Genomic DNA, 19,501 nt, shown 5'->3' with positions numbered 1-19,501 from the left:
TTTCATCTCTTCTCCACTGACCGTTAAAACGGCGACAGTGAATCAAAATTGGGCTGCTTTGGGAATCCCTGCAATTAAATGTCGATTGGTCCTAGCACATACATAAGTGAATACTGAGTCATTTATAGGAAAGAATACTGCGTCGGAAACCATTCTGTTTTGTTGTTTTAACTTACGTTCAGAAAAAGTGACGAAAAAATGGCAGTATTTGTGACTAAAATACCACACATCACATTATAACTGGACATTAGTCACTTAAATCAATTGACCATAAGTCATTATATCCGTTTTACTCTCGCTCAGTGATCAGCCGCTATGTTGTGTGGAATATGGTGTTGCTGATCGGCTACAGATCATTAAGAGGGTAAGATGAAAAAGATTCTTGTTGCTTCCAGCGCGCTCGTCGCTGTTGCTTTCGCTGGTCAGGCTTCGGCTTCCGAACCGATCAAATTGTCGGTCGGCGGTTACATGGAACAGTGGGCTGGCTTCTCTGACGAAGACACCACTGCTACTAGCGGTCGTCCGAATGCTTTCCAGTCAGACACCGAAGTTCACTTCAAAGGCTCGACCACTCTTGATAACGGCATCGAAGTTGGTGCGGTTATCGAGCTTGAAGGTGAGACCTCGGGTGACCAGGTTGACGAACAGTACCTCTACATCAATGGTGGTTTTGGTCAGTTCAAACTGGGTAAAGACGACAGTGCAGCTGATGACATGGGCATCACCGCACCGGCAGTTGGCCCGGTTGGCGTTAACGACGGCGACATGGACCAGTGGACCAGCGCATATCTGATCGATACCGTTCGTTCGAGCGGTGACCAGAACCGTGCGACCTACTACACCCCGGTCTTTGGTGGCTTCCGTGCTGGTGTGTCGTTTGCTGACGACAGCAACCGTAACGGCGCGACCGAAATTGGTGGCACTTCCACTTACAATAACATTAATGGTTCGGGCGACAACGTCGTTTCCGGTGGTCTTGAGTACAATCAGGACTTTGGCGCTGTTGCACTCGGCCTGTCGGCTGTTGGTGAAAACTCCGGCGACGGCAGCTGGTACGGCCTTGGTACCAATGTTGGCTTCGGCAACTTCACCGTTGGTGGTTCCTACGGTCACACCGAAGACGATTATGGCCTGAACAGCCGTAATACCGATCTCGACGCGTTTGACATTGGTGTATCTTACGCTATGGATGCTGCTGCCGTTTCCCTGACCTATGGTTATGAAGATTTCGGTACCGGTGACATCAGCGCGGTTGACCTTGGTCTGCGTTATGCTCTTGGTGCTGGCGTTTCATGGCGTTCGTCAGTCTTCTGGTTCGACCAGGAGAACGATACCACTGCTGATAACGACGGCTACGGCGTTGTAACCGGTCTGCGTCTCGACTTCTAATTCATCCTGAATTAGTTCGATTTGAAGGGGGCGGTATTCCGCCCTCTTCTTTTTGGTGATCCCGCCGCGTTGCAAAACGTTGAGCGGGATTTTTCATATGGAAATGATTAAAGTTCCAGCGGCTACAAAGCAAAATTTTTCAAGGGTATTTTTCTTAATATTATTCAACTTATGGGTATTGTGTTGTAAGAGAAAAAGTTCGCGCAGATAGAGGGAATGACTGCGCCATGATGTTTCTTTGGTATGTGTGTGGATAGCTATGGTTCCACTGCTTGTTGCTACTGGTTTGAAATTTAAATGACTATCAGTCACGTTAATAAAGATGATTGGCATTATAAAGTTTCTAAAACAATATTCTGCTTCGCAGAAGAAGAGATTCTCAAGTCTTGATGTGCCTATTCTGCCACAGATGGGCGACTAAAACACATTTCCGCATTATTATAATTGACCACAGGTCATTTCAGGCGTTTTGTTGGTTGGGAAATTTCGGGCATCTATTTCAAGACAAATGCCCGGTTCACACGCAAAACCGAGAGGGTAAAATGAAAAAGATATTGATCGCGTCCAGTGCACTCGTCGCTGCTGCGTTTGCCGGACAGGCTCAGGCGTCCGAGCCGATTAAATTGTCGGTTGGTGGTTACATGAACCAGTGGGCCGGTTTTGCCGATCAGGAAGTCGGTGATCGCAACAACGCCTTCCAGTCCGATACCGAAATTCATTTCAAGGGCTCGACCACCCTTGATAACGGTATTGAAGTTGGCGCGGTGGTCGAGCTAGAAGGCGAAACGTCCAGTGACCAGATTGACGAGCAGTACCTGTATGTCAGCGGCAATTTCGGCCGCATCGAAATGGGCAAAAACGACAGCGCAGCCGATTCGATGCAGATAGTTGCACCAGCAGTCGGCCCGGTTGGCGTTAACGATGGTGACCTCGATATTTGGGTTAACTCCTATCTGATCGATACCACCATTCCGACTGGTGACCAGAACCGAGTGACCTACTTTACACCGAGCCTTGGTGGCTTCCGTGCGGGCGTTTCGTTTGCCGATGATAGTAACCGCAACGGTGCAACCGAAATTGGCAGCACTTCGACCTATAACAACGTTAGCGGATCTGGCGACAACATCGTTTCTGGTGCCCTTGAATATACCGGTGACTTCAACGGTATTTCACTTGGCGTTTCCGCGATTGGCGAAAACTGGGGTGAAGGCAATCTTTTTGGTGGCGGTCTGAATGTTGGTTTCGGCAACTTCACCGTTGGCGGCTCCTATTCCCATACCGACGATGACTATGGCTTCAGCGAAGGTAGCCGCAATCCGGACGATACCGATCAGTTCGACGTTGGTGTTTCCTATGAAATGGATGCAGCAGCTGTATCTCTGACCTATGGCTATGCTGAATATGGCAATGGCAGCCGTGGTAACGGTACCGGTGAAATTAGCACCGCCGACCTTGGCCTTGCCTACACCCTTGGTGCCGGCGTTGCCTGGAAATCATCGATCTTCTGGTTCGATGACGAAGTCGATGGCGCAGAGGACAATGACGGTTACGGCGTTGTCACCGGTCTGGCACTGACCTTCTAATTCCTGGGAATTAGCGTGATTTGAAAAGGGCGGTTTTCCGCCCTTTTCTTTTTTGTCCAACATCCGTTGTTCTGGCTCAGATCCCGATATCCTGACGCAGAAAAGCTAAAAAGCGGTCTTTCTGTGCGACAAGGTCGGCGACGCAGGGAACCGGATTTTCGGTCACAAGCCGTTCGGCCAGTGCCCTGTCAGAATTGACCGGCAGGTTTCCGAGTTCCGACATTGGAAGTCGGAGGCTACCCATGCAGCCGATTTCACCCGATGTGGTTGCGCGCAATTTTGCAAGCCCGCAGGGCGCTTCGCAGAACTCGCCTTTATAACTGCTTTGCCAAGGGTAAAGGTTGTGATGGCGGCCCTGTAAAACGGTGGCAGAGGCCGAGCTATAGATACCAATGCCGGGCGTTTGAAACAGCTTGGTGATATGGGCAGGTCCGCTATCGGCCAGCACGACATAATTCTGTTCCCGGATGAAGGACACGAGATTTCCAATGGTTTTGAAACCGTCAACGACGCGGATATTCGGTGTGTTGAACGACCCGATCGTGTCCTTATATTTCTTCATTACCCCCTGATAGGCGTTGAGGATCAGAGTGGTTTCAAATCCGGCTTGTGCAAGGAGTTCTGTGGTTTCGTGCACTAGTTCCGGGGGAAGGGTGCGAAGGGGGGATGAGGCCATTGGCAGGATGCCAATTTTCATACCCGATGCCAGTTTCGGTGCGCGTTCGGATGCAAGCGGGATCGGCGGAACTCCGAATGCCTCGCAAAGTGCCTCTTCCGGGTTAACCGGCATGGTCGCGATATCTTTCCAGCCTTCCATCTCGCTGAAATCGATCAGATAGTCGAATGTTTTGAGGCGTTTGGCGGAGATGAAAAGCTGAAAGATCGTGATATCGGGGATGGTGGCGAATATGTCAGACGCCGTACCGCTATTGAGCACAGCGATTTTCGCGCCGGGATATTTTGTTGCAAAGGCACGCAGAAACAGAACCATGCCGACACAATCGCCAATCGCATCGTCCGGGATCAAAAACAGGACCCGTTTCCGGTCAAAATCGGTATCGGCCCATGCATCGCGGGCAAGCACATCAGGTTGAACGCTATCTGATATGATTTTTACTGATGGCGCATTGGCAAGAATTTGCTGGCGCAAAAGCGATGAGGTGCGTGTCAGATAGGCCGGGCTATTATCCGATGCCTGCACGAGGTCCGGGCTGACATTGGGCAGGCCGAACTGAAACGGCTGTTTTGATGCAAACCGGGTAAATTTCTTACGGGCGGGATGGTGATGTGCAGGCATTTTCGGGCGATCTCCGGTCACCTTTTGCTCGGTGTTATGTGGCAGAGAACCCGATCCCGGCCAAAGATGCAACGCCCGATCCCCTTAACAGGGCGACATTGTCGGGTTTTATGCCGCCAAGGGCAACGGGGATAAGGCCAAGACTGAGGCAAAAAGCAGTTCTTTGAAGGAATATCGAAAACGTCATGCCCGGTTCACCGGGATGGCTTTGGGTGGCAAAAACCGGCGAGATCAGAACACCATCGGGACGTTGATCGGGTGCGAGAAGTGCCAGCTTGCGCAGCGTTTGCAAGCTGTGGCAGGCGGATGTCACAAACATGTCGTGTGGTATTTGCCGATAGATATGTGGTCTTTTCTCGATGCGGTATTCCGGCAAATGAATACCATCGGCATCTAGGCGCAAGGCCAGTGCAAGATCATCGGCAATCAGGCAAAGGTGACCATATTGGCGACAGGTTCGCCGAACGATGTAGGCAAGGTGTGCGCGGTCCTTGGGTTTGAGCCCGTAGTGTCGGAAAATTACCATGCTTCTGCGCGGCAGACCGATGATTGCCGGGATCGGATCGGGCATGCGTTTGTCGTCGGTCATCAATATGATCGGCGGGATTGGGCAATCAGAACCGCCATTGCGCAAATTGAGTTGGCGTGCCTGCTTTGCCAGTGTGGCATCCATTGATAGTATCCCGATTCTGTTTCACCGATTCCTGTACCGATTTGGGCCATCATCCATGAGCGATCAGCATCTGTCATCCGGCAATCCCGACATCGCGGCCAATCTTGCCGAGATCCAGCAAAATATCGATAAAGCCTGTACAGCGGTTGGTCGCGCACCCAGCGATGTCACCCTGATCTGTGTCAGCAAGAACCACGATGCCGATCATGTGCGACCCGCTCTTGTCGACGGGCGGCGGGTGTTTGGTGAAAACCGGGTACAGGAAGCAGCAGGGAAATGGCCGGGCCTGAGGGATGAATTCCCTGATATCGAACTGCATCTGATCGGGCCGCTTCAGACCAATAAGCTAAAAGATGCGGTTGCGTTATTTGATGTGATCGAAACCGTTGATCGTCCAAAACTTGCCAATGCGCTGGCAAAGCATCGCGATACGACCGGCGAATGCCCCGATCTTTATATCCAGATCAATATCGGAGAAGAACCGCAGAAAGCCGGAATAGCCCCGGCCGATGCCGATGATTTTATTATCGATTGCATCGAACGCCTGAAATTGCCGATCAAGGGATTGATGTGCATCCCGCCGGTGGATGAGGAACCGGCATCGCATTTTGCCCTGTTAGGCAAAATTGCCGACCGTCATGGTTTGGCCATTCGAAGCATGGGCATGAGTGGCGATTACGAGGCAGCAATCCGGCTTGGCGCGACCCATATCCGTGTCGGGACAGCAATTTTCGGCTCACGGGGCTATTAAATCGCCAGATGAAGCCTTTTAAAGACGGCTGCAACCCTGTTTTTATTGTTTTCGACGCAAATCTGATGCTGTAAACGCCGATTTTTCTATCTCTAAGGTGTGATTTCGGTCAACTGCCCGAATTTGGCAGAAAATGTGGATAACTGGCCCAGACGTATAAGACGCGCTCAAAGCCGTTTTGTGACGAAAAAATCAAAAATCCCGCCAAGTGAATTTAGCCCGGCGGGATTTCTGCAAATTATTTGTATTTCTGCGGTTTGTCTGGGTCTGGTTATGGAACGAGCTTGTAGCCGCCAGGCTCGGTGACCAGGATCGTCGCGTTTGACGGGTCCTTTTCGATTTTCTGGCGCAGGCGATAAACGTGTGTTTCCAGCGTGTGGGTGGTGACCCCGGCGTTATAGCCCCAGACCTCGTCAAGCAGGGTTTCGCGTGTGACTGGTTTGTCGCCCGCCCGGAACAGGAATTTAAGGATCGAGGTTTCCTTCTCCGTCAGACGGACTTTTTTCTCGGTCGTGGTTTCGATCAGAAGCTTGGCACTGGGTTGGAAGCTGTAGGGGCCGATGACGAAAACCGCATCCTCGCTTTGTTCATGCTGGCGAATATGGGCACGAATACGCGCCAGCAGCACGTTCAGGCGGAACGGCTTGGTGACATAGTCGTTGGCACCCGATTCCAAGCCAAGGATCGTATCAGAATCGCTGTCGGCACCGGTCAGCATGATGATCGGGGATTTGACCCCGGCGCGCCGCATCAGTTTGCAGACATCACGACCATCCATATCGGGCAGGCCGACATCAAGAAGGATAATGTCGTAGTAATTTTCTTTGGCGACTTCGAGGGCGTTTTGGCCACTATTGGCGACGACACATTCGAATTCCTCATGAAGCCGGAGCTGCTCGGTGAGAGACTGGCTAAGTGCCGCGTCATCTTCGACCACCAGAACCTGTTTACCTGTCGACATTCGCCATCCCTTGCTGCTTGCTAAATCCCGCCTATATTCTGGGCCTGCCGACGGTTCTTTTTGTGGCATTGTTCTCGTAGGCCCACCATATACTTAGGATTAGAGTCTCATACTGCGTTTTGAAGAACAAACTGTTTTCGCTTTAGCCCATTGACGTGCACCTTATCCAGCCCCATACCGACCGGATCGCGATGTTGTGATCATCCGTGTATGACCCAGAAGAAACAAAGACTGCAATGACCCAATCTGCTGCCGTGCCATCAAAAGCCAATGTTTCCGCGACCGATCTGGTGACCGTATCGCGTGCTGTTGCCGATTTGCGGCGCGGTGAAATCGTTCTGGTCCAGGGACAGGCAAACGGCATTGCCCATTGTGTGGCGGTGATTGCTGCCGAACCGCTTTCTGACCACGGATTGACGCGCCTTCATGACATTGCTGGCAAAAGCGGAAATACCGCGATTGTTTTGCCGCGCGTGCGGGCCAGATCGCTCGGCAAGACCTGTAAAAACGATCATTTCATTGCTTTTGTCAGCGCCAAAAAATCAGCTGTTGATGCGAAAGCGTTGGCCGAGATAGCCAACCCGTTACTGGATCTTGAAAGCATGCCAGCTGGCGCGTGGCGTCCGGTCAATATGGCCGAAAGTGCGGCCATTCGCCTTGCGAAGCTGGCTCGGTTGCTACCGGCGGTGGTGACGGCACCGGTTGACCCCGAACAGCTTGAAATGCTGTCAAAGGCGCAGAACCTTCTGGTGCTTCAGTCCGAGAGCATCAATGGATACGAAGACGCATCGGCCGCAACCCTGCGCCAAGTCAGCGAAGCGCGCGTTCCGTTGGAAAATGCCGAGAACGCAACGGTTATCGCGTTTCGTCCGGAAGATGGTGGTCAGGAACATCTGGCGATTGTGATTGATGAGCCGGCAAAAGATCAGCCGGTTTTGATCCGGCTGCATTCAGAATGCTTTACCGGCGATTTGATCGGGTCGCTGAGATGTGATTGCGGACCGCAATTGCGCGGAGCGATTGCCGAAATTGCGAAAAGCGGGCAGGGCGGAATTATTCTTTACCTGCGACAGGAAGGGCGCGGTATCGGGCTTGTGAACAAATTGCGCGCCTATGCATTGCAGGACCGCGGTTTTGATACGCTGGATGCCAACGAGGAACTTGGTTTTGATGCTGATGAACGGGTTTATCGGCCAGCTGCCGAAATGCTGCGTCAGATGGGGTTTGAAACTGTCCGGCTCCTGACCAATAATCCCGAAAAGCTTACCGGGCTTGAAAGCTGGGGCGTGACGGTTGCCGAACGTGTGCCGCACAAGTTTCCGTCCAATGGTCATAACGAATTTTATCTTCAGACCAAAAAGGACCGCGCCGGCCACCTGTTTTGAGTCGCGCATAACGGAATCCACCTGATTATGACTGCCTGATGCTACCCGGCAGAAGATTCCGACAGGCAGTTCTGCGTCAAATTCTCTTTCAATGAATTCCCTTAAAATCAATACCTTAACCAGAAACAAAACTGGCACTCCTTTTGCAAAATAGTTGGCAAGAGGAGGACTGATATGTCGATTGGTGCAGATTGGCGGCAAATATCGCCCGGTAACGGGGCAAGCATCGCAAACGGAGCGGCAGGCGGCGGGTCTGCTGGATCGGGTGCGGCCGAGCAGCTTGTTGATGGTGCCGAAGAAGGCCGCAGCTTTTCCGAATATATGTTCGGAAAGGACGGCTTTGAATTCACCGATTTCCTCGATGTGATCAATCCTTTGCAGCATATCCCCGGCGTGGGCATGGTTTACCGCAGCATCACAGGCGACGAGCTTGGCAATGGTGCGCGCGTTGTTGGTGGCGGTCTGTTTGGCGGTATCTTTGGTCTGGCCGGTGCGGCGGTTGATGCGGTTGTCGATCTGGCGACCGGTGAAGATACCGGTGCGCATATCATGGCGATGTTTGAAGGTGACGAGGCCCCGGCAGATCAGCCGTTGATGGCCGATGCATCGCTCGAAGGTGGCCCAACTGGCGGGGCAAGCGATCTTGTCCTGCCGTGGATGGTTGGTGACAGGTCAATGGCCGGCGAGGATGGTTTACCGGTCGATCCCGCCGAACAAGCAACGATTACCGATGCTGCCCCGGTGGCCGGTGTTGAGACACTGGCGATGAACGAACAGCAGGGTACTGAGACCCAAACAGGTACCACGGCCTACAATGCGGCTGATCTGGTGACGCCTTGGGGCGGGGCGGTTAGCAATGCCAATGCCGCAGCTGCCTATGGAGCTGTTAAACCAGTCGCAAGTTCGGCTGTCTCTAATGCTCAAACCTTGACGCAATCAGTTGCCCGACAGCAGGTCGCACCGTCGGCAGCTTCAATGTCAGCAGGCGATGATCCCGCAATACAGACCGCCCAGCGTCTTTTGGCCAAGGCAGGGGATGATGTGGCCGGAACCAATATCGACGCGCAGGATGCCGATCCGGCCGAACTGGCCGTAGCAATTGCACGTGCCGGGCAGAGTGATATTGCATCAAACATGACCATGCGCACCGCAGAGGACAGCCGCAATGGGCATCAGGGCATGATACAGCGCGCATCCTTTAGCAGCGAGAATGGTGATACGGTCTGGGCACGCGCGCAAAGTTCCGGGCGGTTAAGCCGTGGAACATCGCAATTTGGCGTTGCGCCCGAAATTGCTGCCCGGGAGGCAAAATATGCCAAGATCAAGCAGGGTGACGTAACCAAACCGGCAAATTCACAAGAAGCAGGTTCGGGGCAGCAGGGCCCCTTGAGTGCTGCGGAAATGGCCGCACGGTTTAACGCAGCCCTTGGCCGTGATCGGGCGCAAACCATGGCAAATAATGCCGTTGCATCGACCAATGCGGTGGCACAGGACAAGCCGGCATCAGGTCAGCAGATTCAGCGCGATGATAGGGCAAATTTGGAGCGCGACATAGCGCGCAATGAAAGCGCAGACAGTGCCGAAATGGTCCATCCATTGATGGAAAAAGCACAAAGCCACAGCAATAGTGACGCCCCGGTCGGAGTCTGGTTCAGTCAGACCATGATGGACGGGCTTAAGAAATACCAGGCAATGCAGGAAGGTCGCCAGCAGCCCGCGGATAATTCAATCTGATTACCCGATCATAAAGTATCAAAAAAACCCGACAATCGTTTGATGTCGGGTTTTGTTTTGATTTGGTAACGAATCCTTGGCGATTTTAGCGATTAAGGAAACCGACGATTTCCTTGACCTCTTTGAGGATCGGCTGGGCAATGGCATCCGCACGTTCTGCACCCTTTGCCAGAACTGCGTCGATATAGGTATTGTCGGCTTTAAGACGTGCCATTTCTTCGGTGATTGGTGCCAGTTTTTCGACAACAACATCGGTCAGCGCCTGTTTGAAGCCCGAGAACTGGGTTCCACCATGTTCTGCCAGAACGTCAGCAACATTTGCATCGGTCAGTGCGGCATAGATGGTGATCAGGTTTTTGGCCTCGGGGCGGCCTTCGAGACCCGCAGCCTCGCTTGGCAGCGGTTCCGGATCGGTTTTGGCCTTGCGGATTTTCTTTGCCAGCGTGTCGGCATCGTCGGTCATGTTGATGCGCGACATATCCGATGCATCGGATTTCGACATCTTTTTCGAACCGTCACGTAGTGACATCACGCGCGTTGCCGGACCAAGAATCAGCGGATCTGGCTGTGGGAAAAACTCGACGCCAAAATCGTTGTTGAATTTGATCGCAATGTCGCGGGTCAGTTCAAGATGCTGCTTCTGGTCTTCGCCGACCGGCACATGGGTCGCCTTGTAGGCCAGAATGTCGGCGGCCATCAGGCTGGGATAGGCATATAGACCAAGTGATGCGTTTTCACGATTCTTGCCAGCTTTTTCCTTGAACTGGGTCATCCGGTTCAGCCAGCCGATGCGCGCGACACAGTTGAAAATCCAGGCCAGTTCGGCATGTGCCGAAACCTGACTTTGGTTGAACAGGACATGTTTTTCCGGATCGATGCCAGATGCAATCATGCTGGCAGCAAGTTCGCGGATGTTGGAACGCAGTTCATTGGGCTCTTGCCAGACGGTTATGGCATGCAGATCAACGACGCAGAAGATGCATTCGAAGTCTTTCTGCAGCGCGACCCAGTTGCGGATCGCACCAAGATAGTTGCCAAGATGAAGGTTACCGGTGGGCTGAGCACCCGAAAAAATACGTTCCATAACGATGTCGTCCATTTCCAAAAATGTGTTGAGTGACCTGCATGCTCCGCCAGGTTTTGGACACCCGCCGGCGGACGAGCCTGCAAATCTTCGGGCGGGAGTTAAGCCGCCGGACCGGATTTGGTCAAGCGGCTTGTCCCGAAATGACGGAAATAAGGTGCAATAGTCGTCTTCAGGCGGTGTTGCCGCGTTTAAGTGTTGCTTTCAGTTCCGAGAAACTGGTCGCGCCCGAAAGCTGTGCGGTGACGGCGTAAATCAGCAACCCGCCACTGACCAGCCCGGCCATGGTGATGACGCGCGTGATTGAAAGGGCGTCATTTTGCCACAGCCATTCGATGGCAAACCATAGGGCAAGCCCCATCAGAACCGATGACAGCAAGATGCGTGGTACCCGGCGTTTAAGCCGGTCGTCAAAGACCAGATCACCGCGTTTGTGCAGAATCCAGCCAAGCGCGCCTGCATTGATCCAGACCGAGGTCGAGGTTGCTGCTGCAATGCCAAGATGGCCGAAGGTCGGCATCAGGGCGATGATCAGAACGATATTGATCACCATGGCGGAAATGCCGATGCGGATGGGCGTTTTGGTATCTTCGCGCGCAAAGAATCCCGGCGCGAGAACTTTGACCAGAACCGACGCGGGCAGGCCAAAGGCAAAAATGGTCAGTGCCATGCCAGTCATCAGCGTTTCGCTGGCGCCAAAGGCACCGCGTTCAAACAGAACATTGATGATCGGAATACCCATTACGCCAAGCGCTACCGCGGAAGGCAGGGTCAGCAGCAGGGCGATCTCGATGCCGCGATTCTGGCTATACATCGCGACTTTCGGGTCTGCACCCTGAAGTTGACGCGACAGGGTCGGCAGAAGGGCCGTGCCAATCGCGATTCCGATAACGCCAAGCGGTAGTTGATGTACGCGGTCGGCATAGTAAAGCCAAGATACCGCCCCGTCCGAAACAAGGGATGCCAGCATGGTATCGATCAGGAGGTTCAACTGATAGACGCCCGCACCGATCATGCCCGGGATCATGCGTTTGCCCAGCAACTTTATCCGGTCATCAATTTTGGGCAATTGCCATTTTATGACAAAACCGGCGCGTTTGCAGGCAATCACCAGACAAACGAACTGCGCGATACCGGCAATCGCAACCCCCCATGCCAGGGCATGGGCCGGGGTTTCGGTCATCGGTGTAAGTCCCAGAAGGGCAGCGATCAGACAGATATTGAGGATGATGGGCGCACCCGCTGCCGCGGCATAGCGGTGCAGGGTGTTAAGTACACCCGACATCAGGGCAACAGCCGAAATGAAGGCGAGATAGGGGAAGGTAATACGCGACAATTCGACGGCAAGGGCGAATTTTTCCGGGTCTTCGGCAAAGCCCGGTGCAAAGACATGCATTGCCCAAGGCATGGTGATTTCGATGATCGCGACCAGAAAACCGGTAATCAGGATTAGCATCGACATGGCGCGTGCGGCAAATTCACGCGCGACATCAAGGCCGCGTTTTTCAATATCACCGGCTAGCAAAGGTACAAAGGCGGCGTTAAACGCGCCTTCGCCAAACAGGCGGCGGAACAGGTTGGGGAATTTGAAGGCCACGAAAAAGGCATCGGCCATGCCACCGGCACCTAGCATCCCGGCAATCATGATGTCGCGGGCAAAACCCAGAAGACGCGAGATCAGGGTAAAGCCACTGACCGTGGCAATGGAACGTACGAGCGACATTCGCGATCAAATCCAAAAAAGTTATGAACCAGAATATGTTTTTAACCGTGGCAAAGAGTCCCACCGGGTTCGATAGTCATGAAATCTGCCAGTCGAAGGTGAATAACTCGTAATGACGGCGGATTAGCGGTGAGTGAGAGGCGATAATTTTTGCCTAAATGGGCGCACAAACATTGAACTTTTGTGAAATGGGCTGTGGTTTTGTAAAAAATGCTTGGGGTTGTGACAACCGTCACAGAAAATATGCTGCAATACTCATACATTGCAACTCGCTGAGGATTCGTTGGGACGCGAGCCTCGCTATTCTGACCGGACGAGGGATAAAGGCGCTCCACCTCAACCTGCTGCACTCCGAGGAATATGATGTTACGGGACAACAGGCCATAACATCAGGTTTCAGGACCGACCAGCCCTCGTCCGTTCAAACTTCCGATACAAATCAAAATTCGATCATGGTGCTTACACCATTGAACACGGATCCCTGCCGGGGTGATTTGGCGTTTGGCCAATCGCAGGGGCGGGGATTTTGTGTTTTCGGGTCGGTTGTTCAGCCGTTTTCCAAGGTTTGGGTCAGGGTTTCCTTGACCTGCAGGAATTTGGTGCGGCTATCAATTTTCAGACCAAACACGTCCTTGACGTAGAAAACGTCGACTGCGCGTTCACCAAAGGTCGAAATACGCGCCGATGCGATTTGCAGCGAAAGGTCGCGTAATGTGCGTGTGACGTCGTAAAGCAGACCCTGCCGGTCGCGCGCGGTAATTTCAATGACCGTGTGGGTGCGGCTGGCCTTGTTGTCGATGATGACGTTTGGCTCGACTTTGAAGACTGCAGTGCGATGCTTGTTATCCTTGATCTGGCGACGTTCGATTTCCTGACTCGGTCGCAGACGGCCTGAAATCACCTGTTCAAGCGTTTTGCGTAATTTATCGAGCTTGGATTTGTCGTTGAAGGCCTCGCCATTGGTATCCTGGATAAAGAAGGTATCAAGTGCCATGCCGTCGGCAAGGGTCAGGATTTTGGCATCGACGACATTGGCGCCACACAGCGCCATCGATCCGGCAATCTGGGAAAACAGCCCGGGATGATCGGTGGTGTGGACAATGATTTCGGTGGCATCGATATCGGTTTCGATTCGCATATCGATCGTGATGTCCGCACCGCTTGCCTTGGCATCACGGGTCAGATGGGCATGACGGACATGGGTTTCGGTGTCAAAACTGAGCCAATAGGACGGATAACCGCGATCAATGAAGTCCTCGACATCCTGTTCTGGCCAGTTGGAACCGGATGCGGCAAGGGCGTCGCGCAATTTCTGCTGGGCACGGGCGACACGCGAATCGCGACTGTCGGCATTCAGGCCGCCCGAAAGCAAGTCATCGGTGGCATAGAACAGTTCGCGCAGAAGGGTCGCTTTCCAGCCGTTCCAGACATTCGGACCTACGGCCCGGATATCGGCAACCGTGAGGCACAGCAACAAACGCAACCGTTCCTGTGACTGGACCAGATCGGCAAAGGCGCGAATCGTCGTCGGGTCATTCAGGTCACGTTTGAATGCGGTCAGGCTCATCCACAGATGGGCTTTGACCAGCCAAGCGACGGTTTCGGTATCGGCAGGCGACAGGCCGAGACGCGGACAAAGCTTTTCGGCGACTTCGGCGCCGAGTTCCGAATGATCACCGCCTCGGCCCTTGGCGATATCATGAAGCAATACCGCGACATAAAGCACGCGGCGCGAAATCACCTTTTCCATGATACGGGTGGCAACCGGGGCTTCTTCTGCCAGTTCGCCGCGTTCGATCTGGTTCAATATGCCGATCGCGCGGATGGTGTGCTCGTCCACGGTATAGGTGTGGTACATGTCATATTGCATCTGGGCAACGACACGACCGAAATCCGGGATGAAACGGCCAAGCAGCCCGGCTTCGTTCATTTTGCGAAGCGGGATATCGGGGGTATCGCGGTGTGTCAGGATCTCAAGAAAGACCTCGTTCGCGGCCGGATCCTTTTGCAACTTGTGATCGACCAGTTTCAGACTTTGTGTTACCCAGCGCAGCGTTTCGGGATGAATGCCGACCCCGTTCTGATGGGCGACAAGGAATAGGCGTAATATCTGTATCGGGTCACTTTGCAGGGTTTCGAGGCTGTCGACGGTCAGGCGATCATTGCGCAACTGGAAACCGTCGATTTCCTTGCTACCGAAAAAACGTGCCGGGAAGCGGATTAGCGGTTTGCGTTGATGGCGTTCTTCAAGGGCGGCACAGAAGATGCGGGTCAGGTTGCCGACATGTTTCACCATCAGATAATAGTGTTTCATGAAGCGTTCGACACCTGATGCGCCTGCATGGTCGGTATAGCCAAGCTTATCGGCAATATCGCGCTGCATATCAAATGTCAGGCGGTCTTCTTCGCGTCCGGTCAGGTAATGCAGCCAGCAGCGCACCGACCACAGGAAGTTTTGTGCCTTCAGAAAGCCTTGTGCTTCCTTGCGGGTCAGGACTTTGAGGTCGACCAGTTCAAGCGGGTTGCTGACACGGTAAAGATATTTGCCGATCCAGAACAGGGTATGAAGATCGCGAAGGCCGCCTTTGCCGTCCTTGACGTTGGGTTCAACCACATAGCGGGAATCACCCATGCGAATGTGGCGTTCATCGCGTTCGTTCAGCTTGCCTTCGATGAATTCAAGCCCCGTGCCCTTGACCAGCTCTTCCATGAAACGGGTGCGGAAGGCTTTATAGACTTCTTCATCCGCCCATACGAACCGGCTTTCAAGCAGGTTGGTACGAATTGTGATGTCCTGTTTGCCCATGCGCAGGCAGTCATCAATCGAACGGGTGGCATGACCGACCTTCAGCCCTAGATCCCAGAGCATATAAAGGATGTATTCGACAACCTGTTCGCCATGCGCGGTTTGTTTGTAGGGAAACAGAAACAGGATATCGACATCAGATTGCGGCGCCATATCGCCGCGACCGTAACCGCCAACCGCGACAACCGCCATGCGTTGCTCATTGGTGGGATTATGCAGTGGATAGACGAATTTCAGGGCGAAATCATGGATCAGACGGACAATCTGATCGATCAGGAAACTGTTGGAAAAGACCGCGTCCTGCCCGGAATTGGTTTCTTCGAAACGGGCACGGATGACCTTGCGGCCATTCTCCAGAACGGCTTTGAGGTGTTTAAGGATTTCCGCACGCTGTTTGAAGGATGTCAGATCCGCATTGGCAGCGATGGTTTCAAGCTCGGCAAAGATTTTGCGGCGGTCGATGATTTCGCGCTGTTTCTTGATTCTATACGTCACTTGAAGTGGTTTCCTCGGTCGGGTCTGGCATGAACGGGCTGGTTGCCCTTTTGGGTCCACACCCAATGCATATGGCATGCCGTGTTTTCGATGCCAGTGTTAGGCTGATCGCCGGAGTTTAACATCAAAAAGCAAACAGGCACCTGCCTGATATAAGGGCAAAGTGCCTGTTTTTAATGCGTTGGCCGATATTTTTCGCGACAGATGCGAAATCAACCGCGCATGGCGCGCAAGCGATATAGCGCATCAAGTGCTTCGCGCGGGGTCATGTTATCGGGATCGATTTCAGCCACAGCATCCAGAAGGGCCTTTTGTTCAGGCGACAATGCAGTGGTTTTGGCTTTTTCTTCCTGTTTGACTTGCTCGATTGCGGCAGCAAAAAGCGGCAGGTCATCGGCCAGTTTGGAAACCGCACCGCCCTGCTCGCCCTTCTCCAGGGTTTTCAATACCTGTTCGGCGCGTTTGATCACTGGTTTGGGCAGGCCTGCGAGCTGGGCAACATGAATGCCATAAGACCGATCCGCACTTCCTGCACCGACTTCGTGCAGGAAGACGACTTCGCCCTGCCATTCCTTGATCAGCATGGTGTGGCAGGACAGATGGGCAAGCTTGGCGGCAAGGGCTGTAAGTTCATGATAGTGGGTTGCGAAGAGGCCACGGCATTTATTGACTTCGTGCAGGTTTTCAACAACCGCCCAAGCAATTGAAAGACCATCAAATGTTGCCGTGCCGCGCCCGATTTCATCAAGGATAACCAGCGAACGATCGGATGCCTGATTAAGGATGGCGGCGGTTTCGACCATTTCGACCATGAAGGTCGACCGGCCACGCGCCAGATCATCCGCTGCCCCGACACGCGAAAACAGCCGGTCAATCACACCGATATGCGCCGTTTCAGCCGGGACAAAGGCACCGATCTGGGCCAGAACCGCAATCAGGGCATTCTGGCGCAGGAAGGTCGATTTACCGGCCATGTTCGGACCAGTAATCAGCCAAAGACTTTGTTCGCCTTCAAGGCGGCAGTCATTGGCAACAAAGGGGCTATCGCCATTTTCGCGCAGGGCGGCTTCGACCACCGGATGGCGACCGCCACGAATATCAAAGGCAAGGCTGTCATCAATGGTCGGGCGGATACATCCCTGATCACGCGCCAGTTCGGCCAACGCGGCTGACACATCAAGCCCGGCAAGTGCCTGTGCACAGCGCGCGATGGCGTCGGCATGTTCAAGGACGCCCGTGACCAGTGTGTCAAACAGTTCGAGTTCCAGAGCCAATGCCTGATCACCGGCCTTTGAAACCTTGCTTTCGAGCTCGGACAGCTCGACCGTGGTGAAACGAACCGCATTGGCCATGGTCTGGCGATGGATAAATTCATCGATTTCGATCATCCGGTCAGCCTGTTTGGCCGGTACTTCGATGAAGTAGCCAAGAACATTGTTGTGTTTGACCTTAAGGCTGGTGATGGCCGTTTGTTCGGTATATCGGGCTTGCAGATTGGCGATTAGCTTTTTGCTTTCGCTTGAAAGCATCCGCAATTCATCAAGCGGCGGGTGATAACCACTTGCGATAAAACCGCCATCACGCGCCAGCAACGGTAGATTTTCGCTAAGCGACCGGCGCAGAAGATCAATCAGATCGCCGTGATGACCCATATCGGTCAAATGATCGACAAGGGCGGCGGGTTGCGTGGTCAGGCCATCATTGCCGCCATCGGGTTTGTGCAAAAGGTTGCCAATCTCAAAGGCACAGGCCAGACCATCGCGCATGGCAGCCAGATCGCGTGGGCCGCCACGACCGACGGACAGACGTGACAATGCACGTTCGATATCCGGACATTCGCCAAGGGCAGCTCGCAGATCGGACCGTAGGGCATCGCGATCATGGAAATAGGAGACCAGATCAAGGCGTTTATTGATCGTGCCCGCATCGGTCAGCGGTGCGGACAGGCGGGCGGCCAGCAAGCGGGCACCGGCACCAGTGCGGGTACGGTCGATGACCGATAAAAGCGATCCCTTGCGTTCACCTGATTGGGTCTGGGTCAATTCCAGTGACCGGCGGGTGGCGGCATCAATTTCCATTGCAGCACCCGCAGCCATGCGTTGCGGCGGGGCAAGGCGCGGCATCTGACCCTTCTGGGTCAGATCGACATAATCGATCAGCGCCCCGGCCGCCGAAAGTTCGGCAATTTCGAATCCGCCAAAAGCGTCCAGGGCCGCAACTTCATATAGTTTTTTAAGGCGCAGCTGGGCATTTTCGGCATCAAAGCGTGATGCGGGTTGCGGGGTGATGACGTTTTTGTATTCGGCGTAGATATCGAACATTTCCGAACGATTCAGAAGTTTGTCAGATATCAGAAGCTCACCAGCGTCAAGACGGGCAAGGGCGGCAGGAAGCCCGCCCATATCACAGGGCTGAACATAAAAATCGCCGGTCGACATATCAAGCCAGGCTAGGCCGACCTTGCCGCGAACTTCGGATACGGCGGCCAGATAGTTATGGCGCCGGGCATCCAGAAGGCTGTCTTCGGTCAGGGTGCCGGGCGTGATCAGTCGGACAACGCCGCGTTTGACGACGGATTTGGCGCCGCGTTTCTTGGCCTCGGCCGGGTCTTCCATCTGTTCGCATACAGCGACACGGAAACCCTTGCGGATCAGACGCTGAAGATATGTTTCGTGGCTATGGACGGGAACACCGGCCATGGGAATTTCGTTACCCTGATGTTTGCCACGTTTTGTCAGCGCGATATCGAGTGCCTCGGCCGCCTTGACGGCATCGTCGAAGAATAGCTCGTAAAAGTCGCCCATGCGGTAAAACAGCAGGCAGTCCTGATACTGTTCCTTGATTTCAAGGAACTGCATCATCATCGGGGTCGCACCTTCGGTGTCGAACGAAAGGGGGACGGTCTGAGTATCGGAAGGATCGGCAATATTGTTCATGGCGAGTGTGATAGCAAACCCTGAAGGCATTGACGAGGGGATGAAACGGCCCGGGAGCAGTTTTTGACCTATGCCATTGCAATGCCTGATTTTCTGTAAAATATGTTAAGATACGCAGGCAGCAAAGTAGCGCGATCATCGCCGATTTGCCGCCCTTTGACCAGTGACCAAGGAGATAAGAAGATGGCAGCAGACCAAGCGACCCGTCAGGCGCCGGAACTGGTTGGATTATTCGATACAAAAGACGGCTTTGATGCCGCGGTTCGGGAATTGCGCGATAGCGGATTTTCGCGCACGGACCTGTCAGTTTTAAGTTCCCATGAATCAATTGATGTTGCCGGGTCGGATGGCCGGTCCTGGTCCGATGTGCTGACCGCGCTGGTCGGTGAAGCAAAATACGAGGTGCCCTTGGTGGCATCGGGGGCGATTGCACTGTTTGGCGGGGCGGCAACCGCGCCGGTGGCGCTTGCGGTTGGTGCGGGCGTTGGCGCCGTGGCGCTTCGCGAATTTATCGAGGAAGTTACATCAACCCCGCATACCGAAGATTTCGCCCGCGCGATCAATGCCGGGTCGGTGATCCTGTGGGTGCGGATTGATCCCGACAAGGAGGATGCAGAAGCCAAGGCGACCGCGATTCTGAAAAAGCACGGCGCGGAAAACATTCATCTGCATCAGGGATAATCC

13 protein-coding genes are annotated in these 19,501 nt (G+C 53.7%); 6 read left to right on the top strand and 7 right to left on the bottom strand.

The features are described from left to right. Nucleotides 1-369 precede the first annotated feature (369 nt). On the top strand, nucleotides 370-1,389 hold the full coding sequence (locus ABIE64_RS06545) for a porin (protein ID WP_354376924.1): 1,020 nt from the start codon (nucleotides 370-372) through the stop codon (nucleotides 1,387-1,389). Nucleotides 1,390-1,931: 542 nt separating this feature from the next. After that, entirely contained in the window at nucleotides 1,932-2,972 is a 1,041-nt protein-coding gene (locus ABIE64_RS06540; RefSeq protein ID WP_354376923.1) for a porin, read from the top strand. 76 nt (nucleotides 2,973-3,048) lie between these two features. Here the strand turns inward: ABIE64_RS06540 and ABIE64_RS06535 are convergent, their stop codons facing one another. Continuing rightward, complete coding sequence (locus ABIE64_RS06535) at nucleotides 3,049-4,269, bottom strand: glycosyltransferase family 9 protein (protein WP_063092287.1); 1,221 nt, start codon at nucleotides 4,267-4,269, stop codon at nucleotides 3,049-3,051. Nucleotides 4,270-4,303: 34 nt separating this feature from the next. Beyond that, a complete protein-coding gene (locus ABIE64_RS06530; protein WP_063114486.1) occupies nucleotides 4,304-4,942 on the bottom strand; it encodes a thiamine phosphate synthase in 639 nt (212 codons plus the stop codon). Between the two features lie 55 nt (nucleotides 4,943-4,997). Here ABIE64_RS06530 and ABIE64_RS06525 point away from each other — a divergent pair, with 55 nt between their 5' ends. Beyond that, nucleotides 4,998-5,693 (top strand): YggS family pyridoxal phosphate-dependent enzyme, encoded by a 696-nt coding sequence (locus ABIE64_RS06525; RefSeq protein ID WP_063092360.1) that lies wholly within the window; start codon nucleotides 4,998-5,000, stop codon nucleotides 5,691-5,693. Between the two features lie 271 nt (nucleotides 5,694-5,964). Here ABIE64_RS06525 and ABIE64_RS06520 read toward each other — a convergent pair whose 3' ends face one another. Beyond that, nucleotides 5,965-6,654: a response regulator transcription factor gene (locus tag ABIE64_RS06520; RefSeq protein ID WP_007088535.1), complete on the bottom strand. Its 690-nt coding sequence runs from the start codon at nucleotides 6,652-6,654 to the stop codon at nucleotides 5,965-5,967. Between the two features lie 236 nt (nucleotides 6,655-6,890). Between ABIE64_RS06520 and ribA the strand changes: the two genes are divergently transcribed. Next, nucleotides 6,891-8,039 (top strand): GTP cyclohydrolase II, encoded by a 1,149-nt coding sequence (gene ribA / locus ABIE64_RS06515; RefSeq protein ID WP_007088536.1) that lies wholly within the window; start codon nucleotides 6,891-6,893, stop codon nucleotides 8,037-8,039. A gap of 174 nt (nucleotides 8,040-8,213) precedes the next feature. Further along, nucleotides 8,214-9,773 carry a hypothetical protein gene (locus ABIE64_RS06510; RefSeq protein ID WP_354376922.1) on the top strand — a complete coding sequence of 520 codons (1,560 nt, stop codon included), beginning with the start codon at nucleotides 8,214-8,216 and terminating at the stop codon, nucleotides 9,771-9,773. Between the two features lie 85 nt (nucleotides 9,774-9,858). Here ABIE64_RS06510 and trpS read toward each other — a convergent pair whose 3' ends face one another. The 4 genes from trpS to mutS form a co-directional block, all read right to left on the bottom strand. Continuing rightward, nucleotides 9,859-10,857 carry a tryptophan--tRNA ligase gene (trpS, locus tag ABIE64_RS06505; protein WP_354376921.1) on the bottom strand — a complete coding sequence of 333 codons (999 nt, stop codon included), beginning with the start codon at nucleotides 10,855-10,857 and terminating at the stop codon, nucleotides 9,859-9,861. Nucleotides 10,858-11,029: 172 nt separating this feature from the next. Further along, on the bottom strand, nucleotides 11,030-12,580 hold the full coding sequence (gene murJ, locus ABIE64_RS06500; protein WP_063092290.1) for a murein biosynthesis integral membrane protein MurJ: 1,551 nt from the start codon (nucleotides 12,578-12,580) through the stop codon (nucleotides 11,030-11,032). Between the two features lie 547 nt (nucleotides 12,581-13,127). Continuing rightward, nucleotides 13,128-15,881 carry a [protein-PII] uridylyltransferase gene (locus tag ABIE64_RS06495; protein WP_063092291.1) on the bottom strand — a complete coding sequence of 918 codons (2,754 nt, stop codon included), beginning with the start codon at nucleotides 15,879-15,881 and terminating at the stop codon, nucleotides 13,128-13,130. Nucleotides 15,882-16,093: 212 nt separating this feature from the next. Continuing rightward, nucleotides 16,094-18,817: a DNA mismatch repair protein MutS gene (gene mutS / locus ABIE64_RS06490; RefSeq protein ID WP_354376920.1), complete on the bottom strand. Its 2,724-nt coding sequence runs from the start codon at nucleotides 18,815-18,817 to the stop codon at nucleotides 16,094-16,096. A 183-nt stretch (nucleotides 18,818-19,000) separates the two neighbouring features. Between mutS and ABIE64_RS06485 the strand changes: the two genes are divergently transcribed. Next, a complete protein-coding gene (locus tag ABIE64_RS06485; RefSeq protein WP_063092293.1) occupies nucleotides 19,001-19,498 on the top strand; it encodes a hypothetical protein in 498 nt (165 codons plus the stop codon). The last annotated feature ends 3 nt before the right edge of the window (nucleotides 19,499-19,501 follow it).

Origin of the sequence: Thalassospira sp. MBR-102 (assembly GCF_040549275.1) — a bacterium.
GTDB classification, from domain to species: domain Bacteria; phylum Pseudomonadota; class Alphaproteobacteria; order Rhodospirillales; family Thalassospiraceae; genus Thalassospira; species Thalassospira xiamenensis.
Note: the sequence above shows the minus strand (reverse complement) of the source record. Positions and strands in the feature narration are given on the sequence as shown.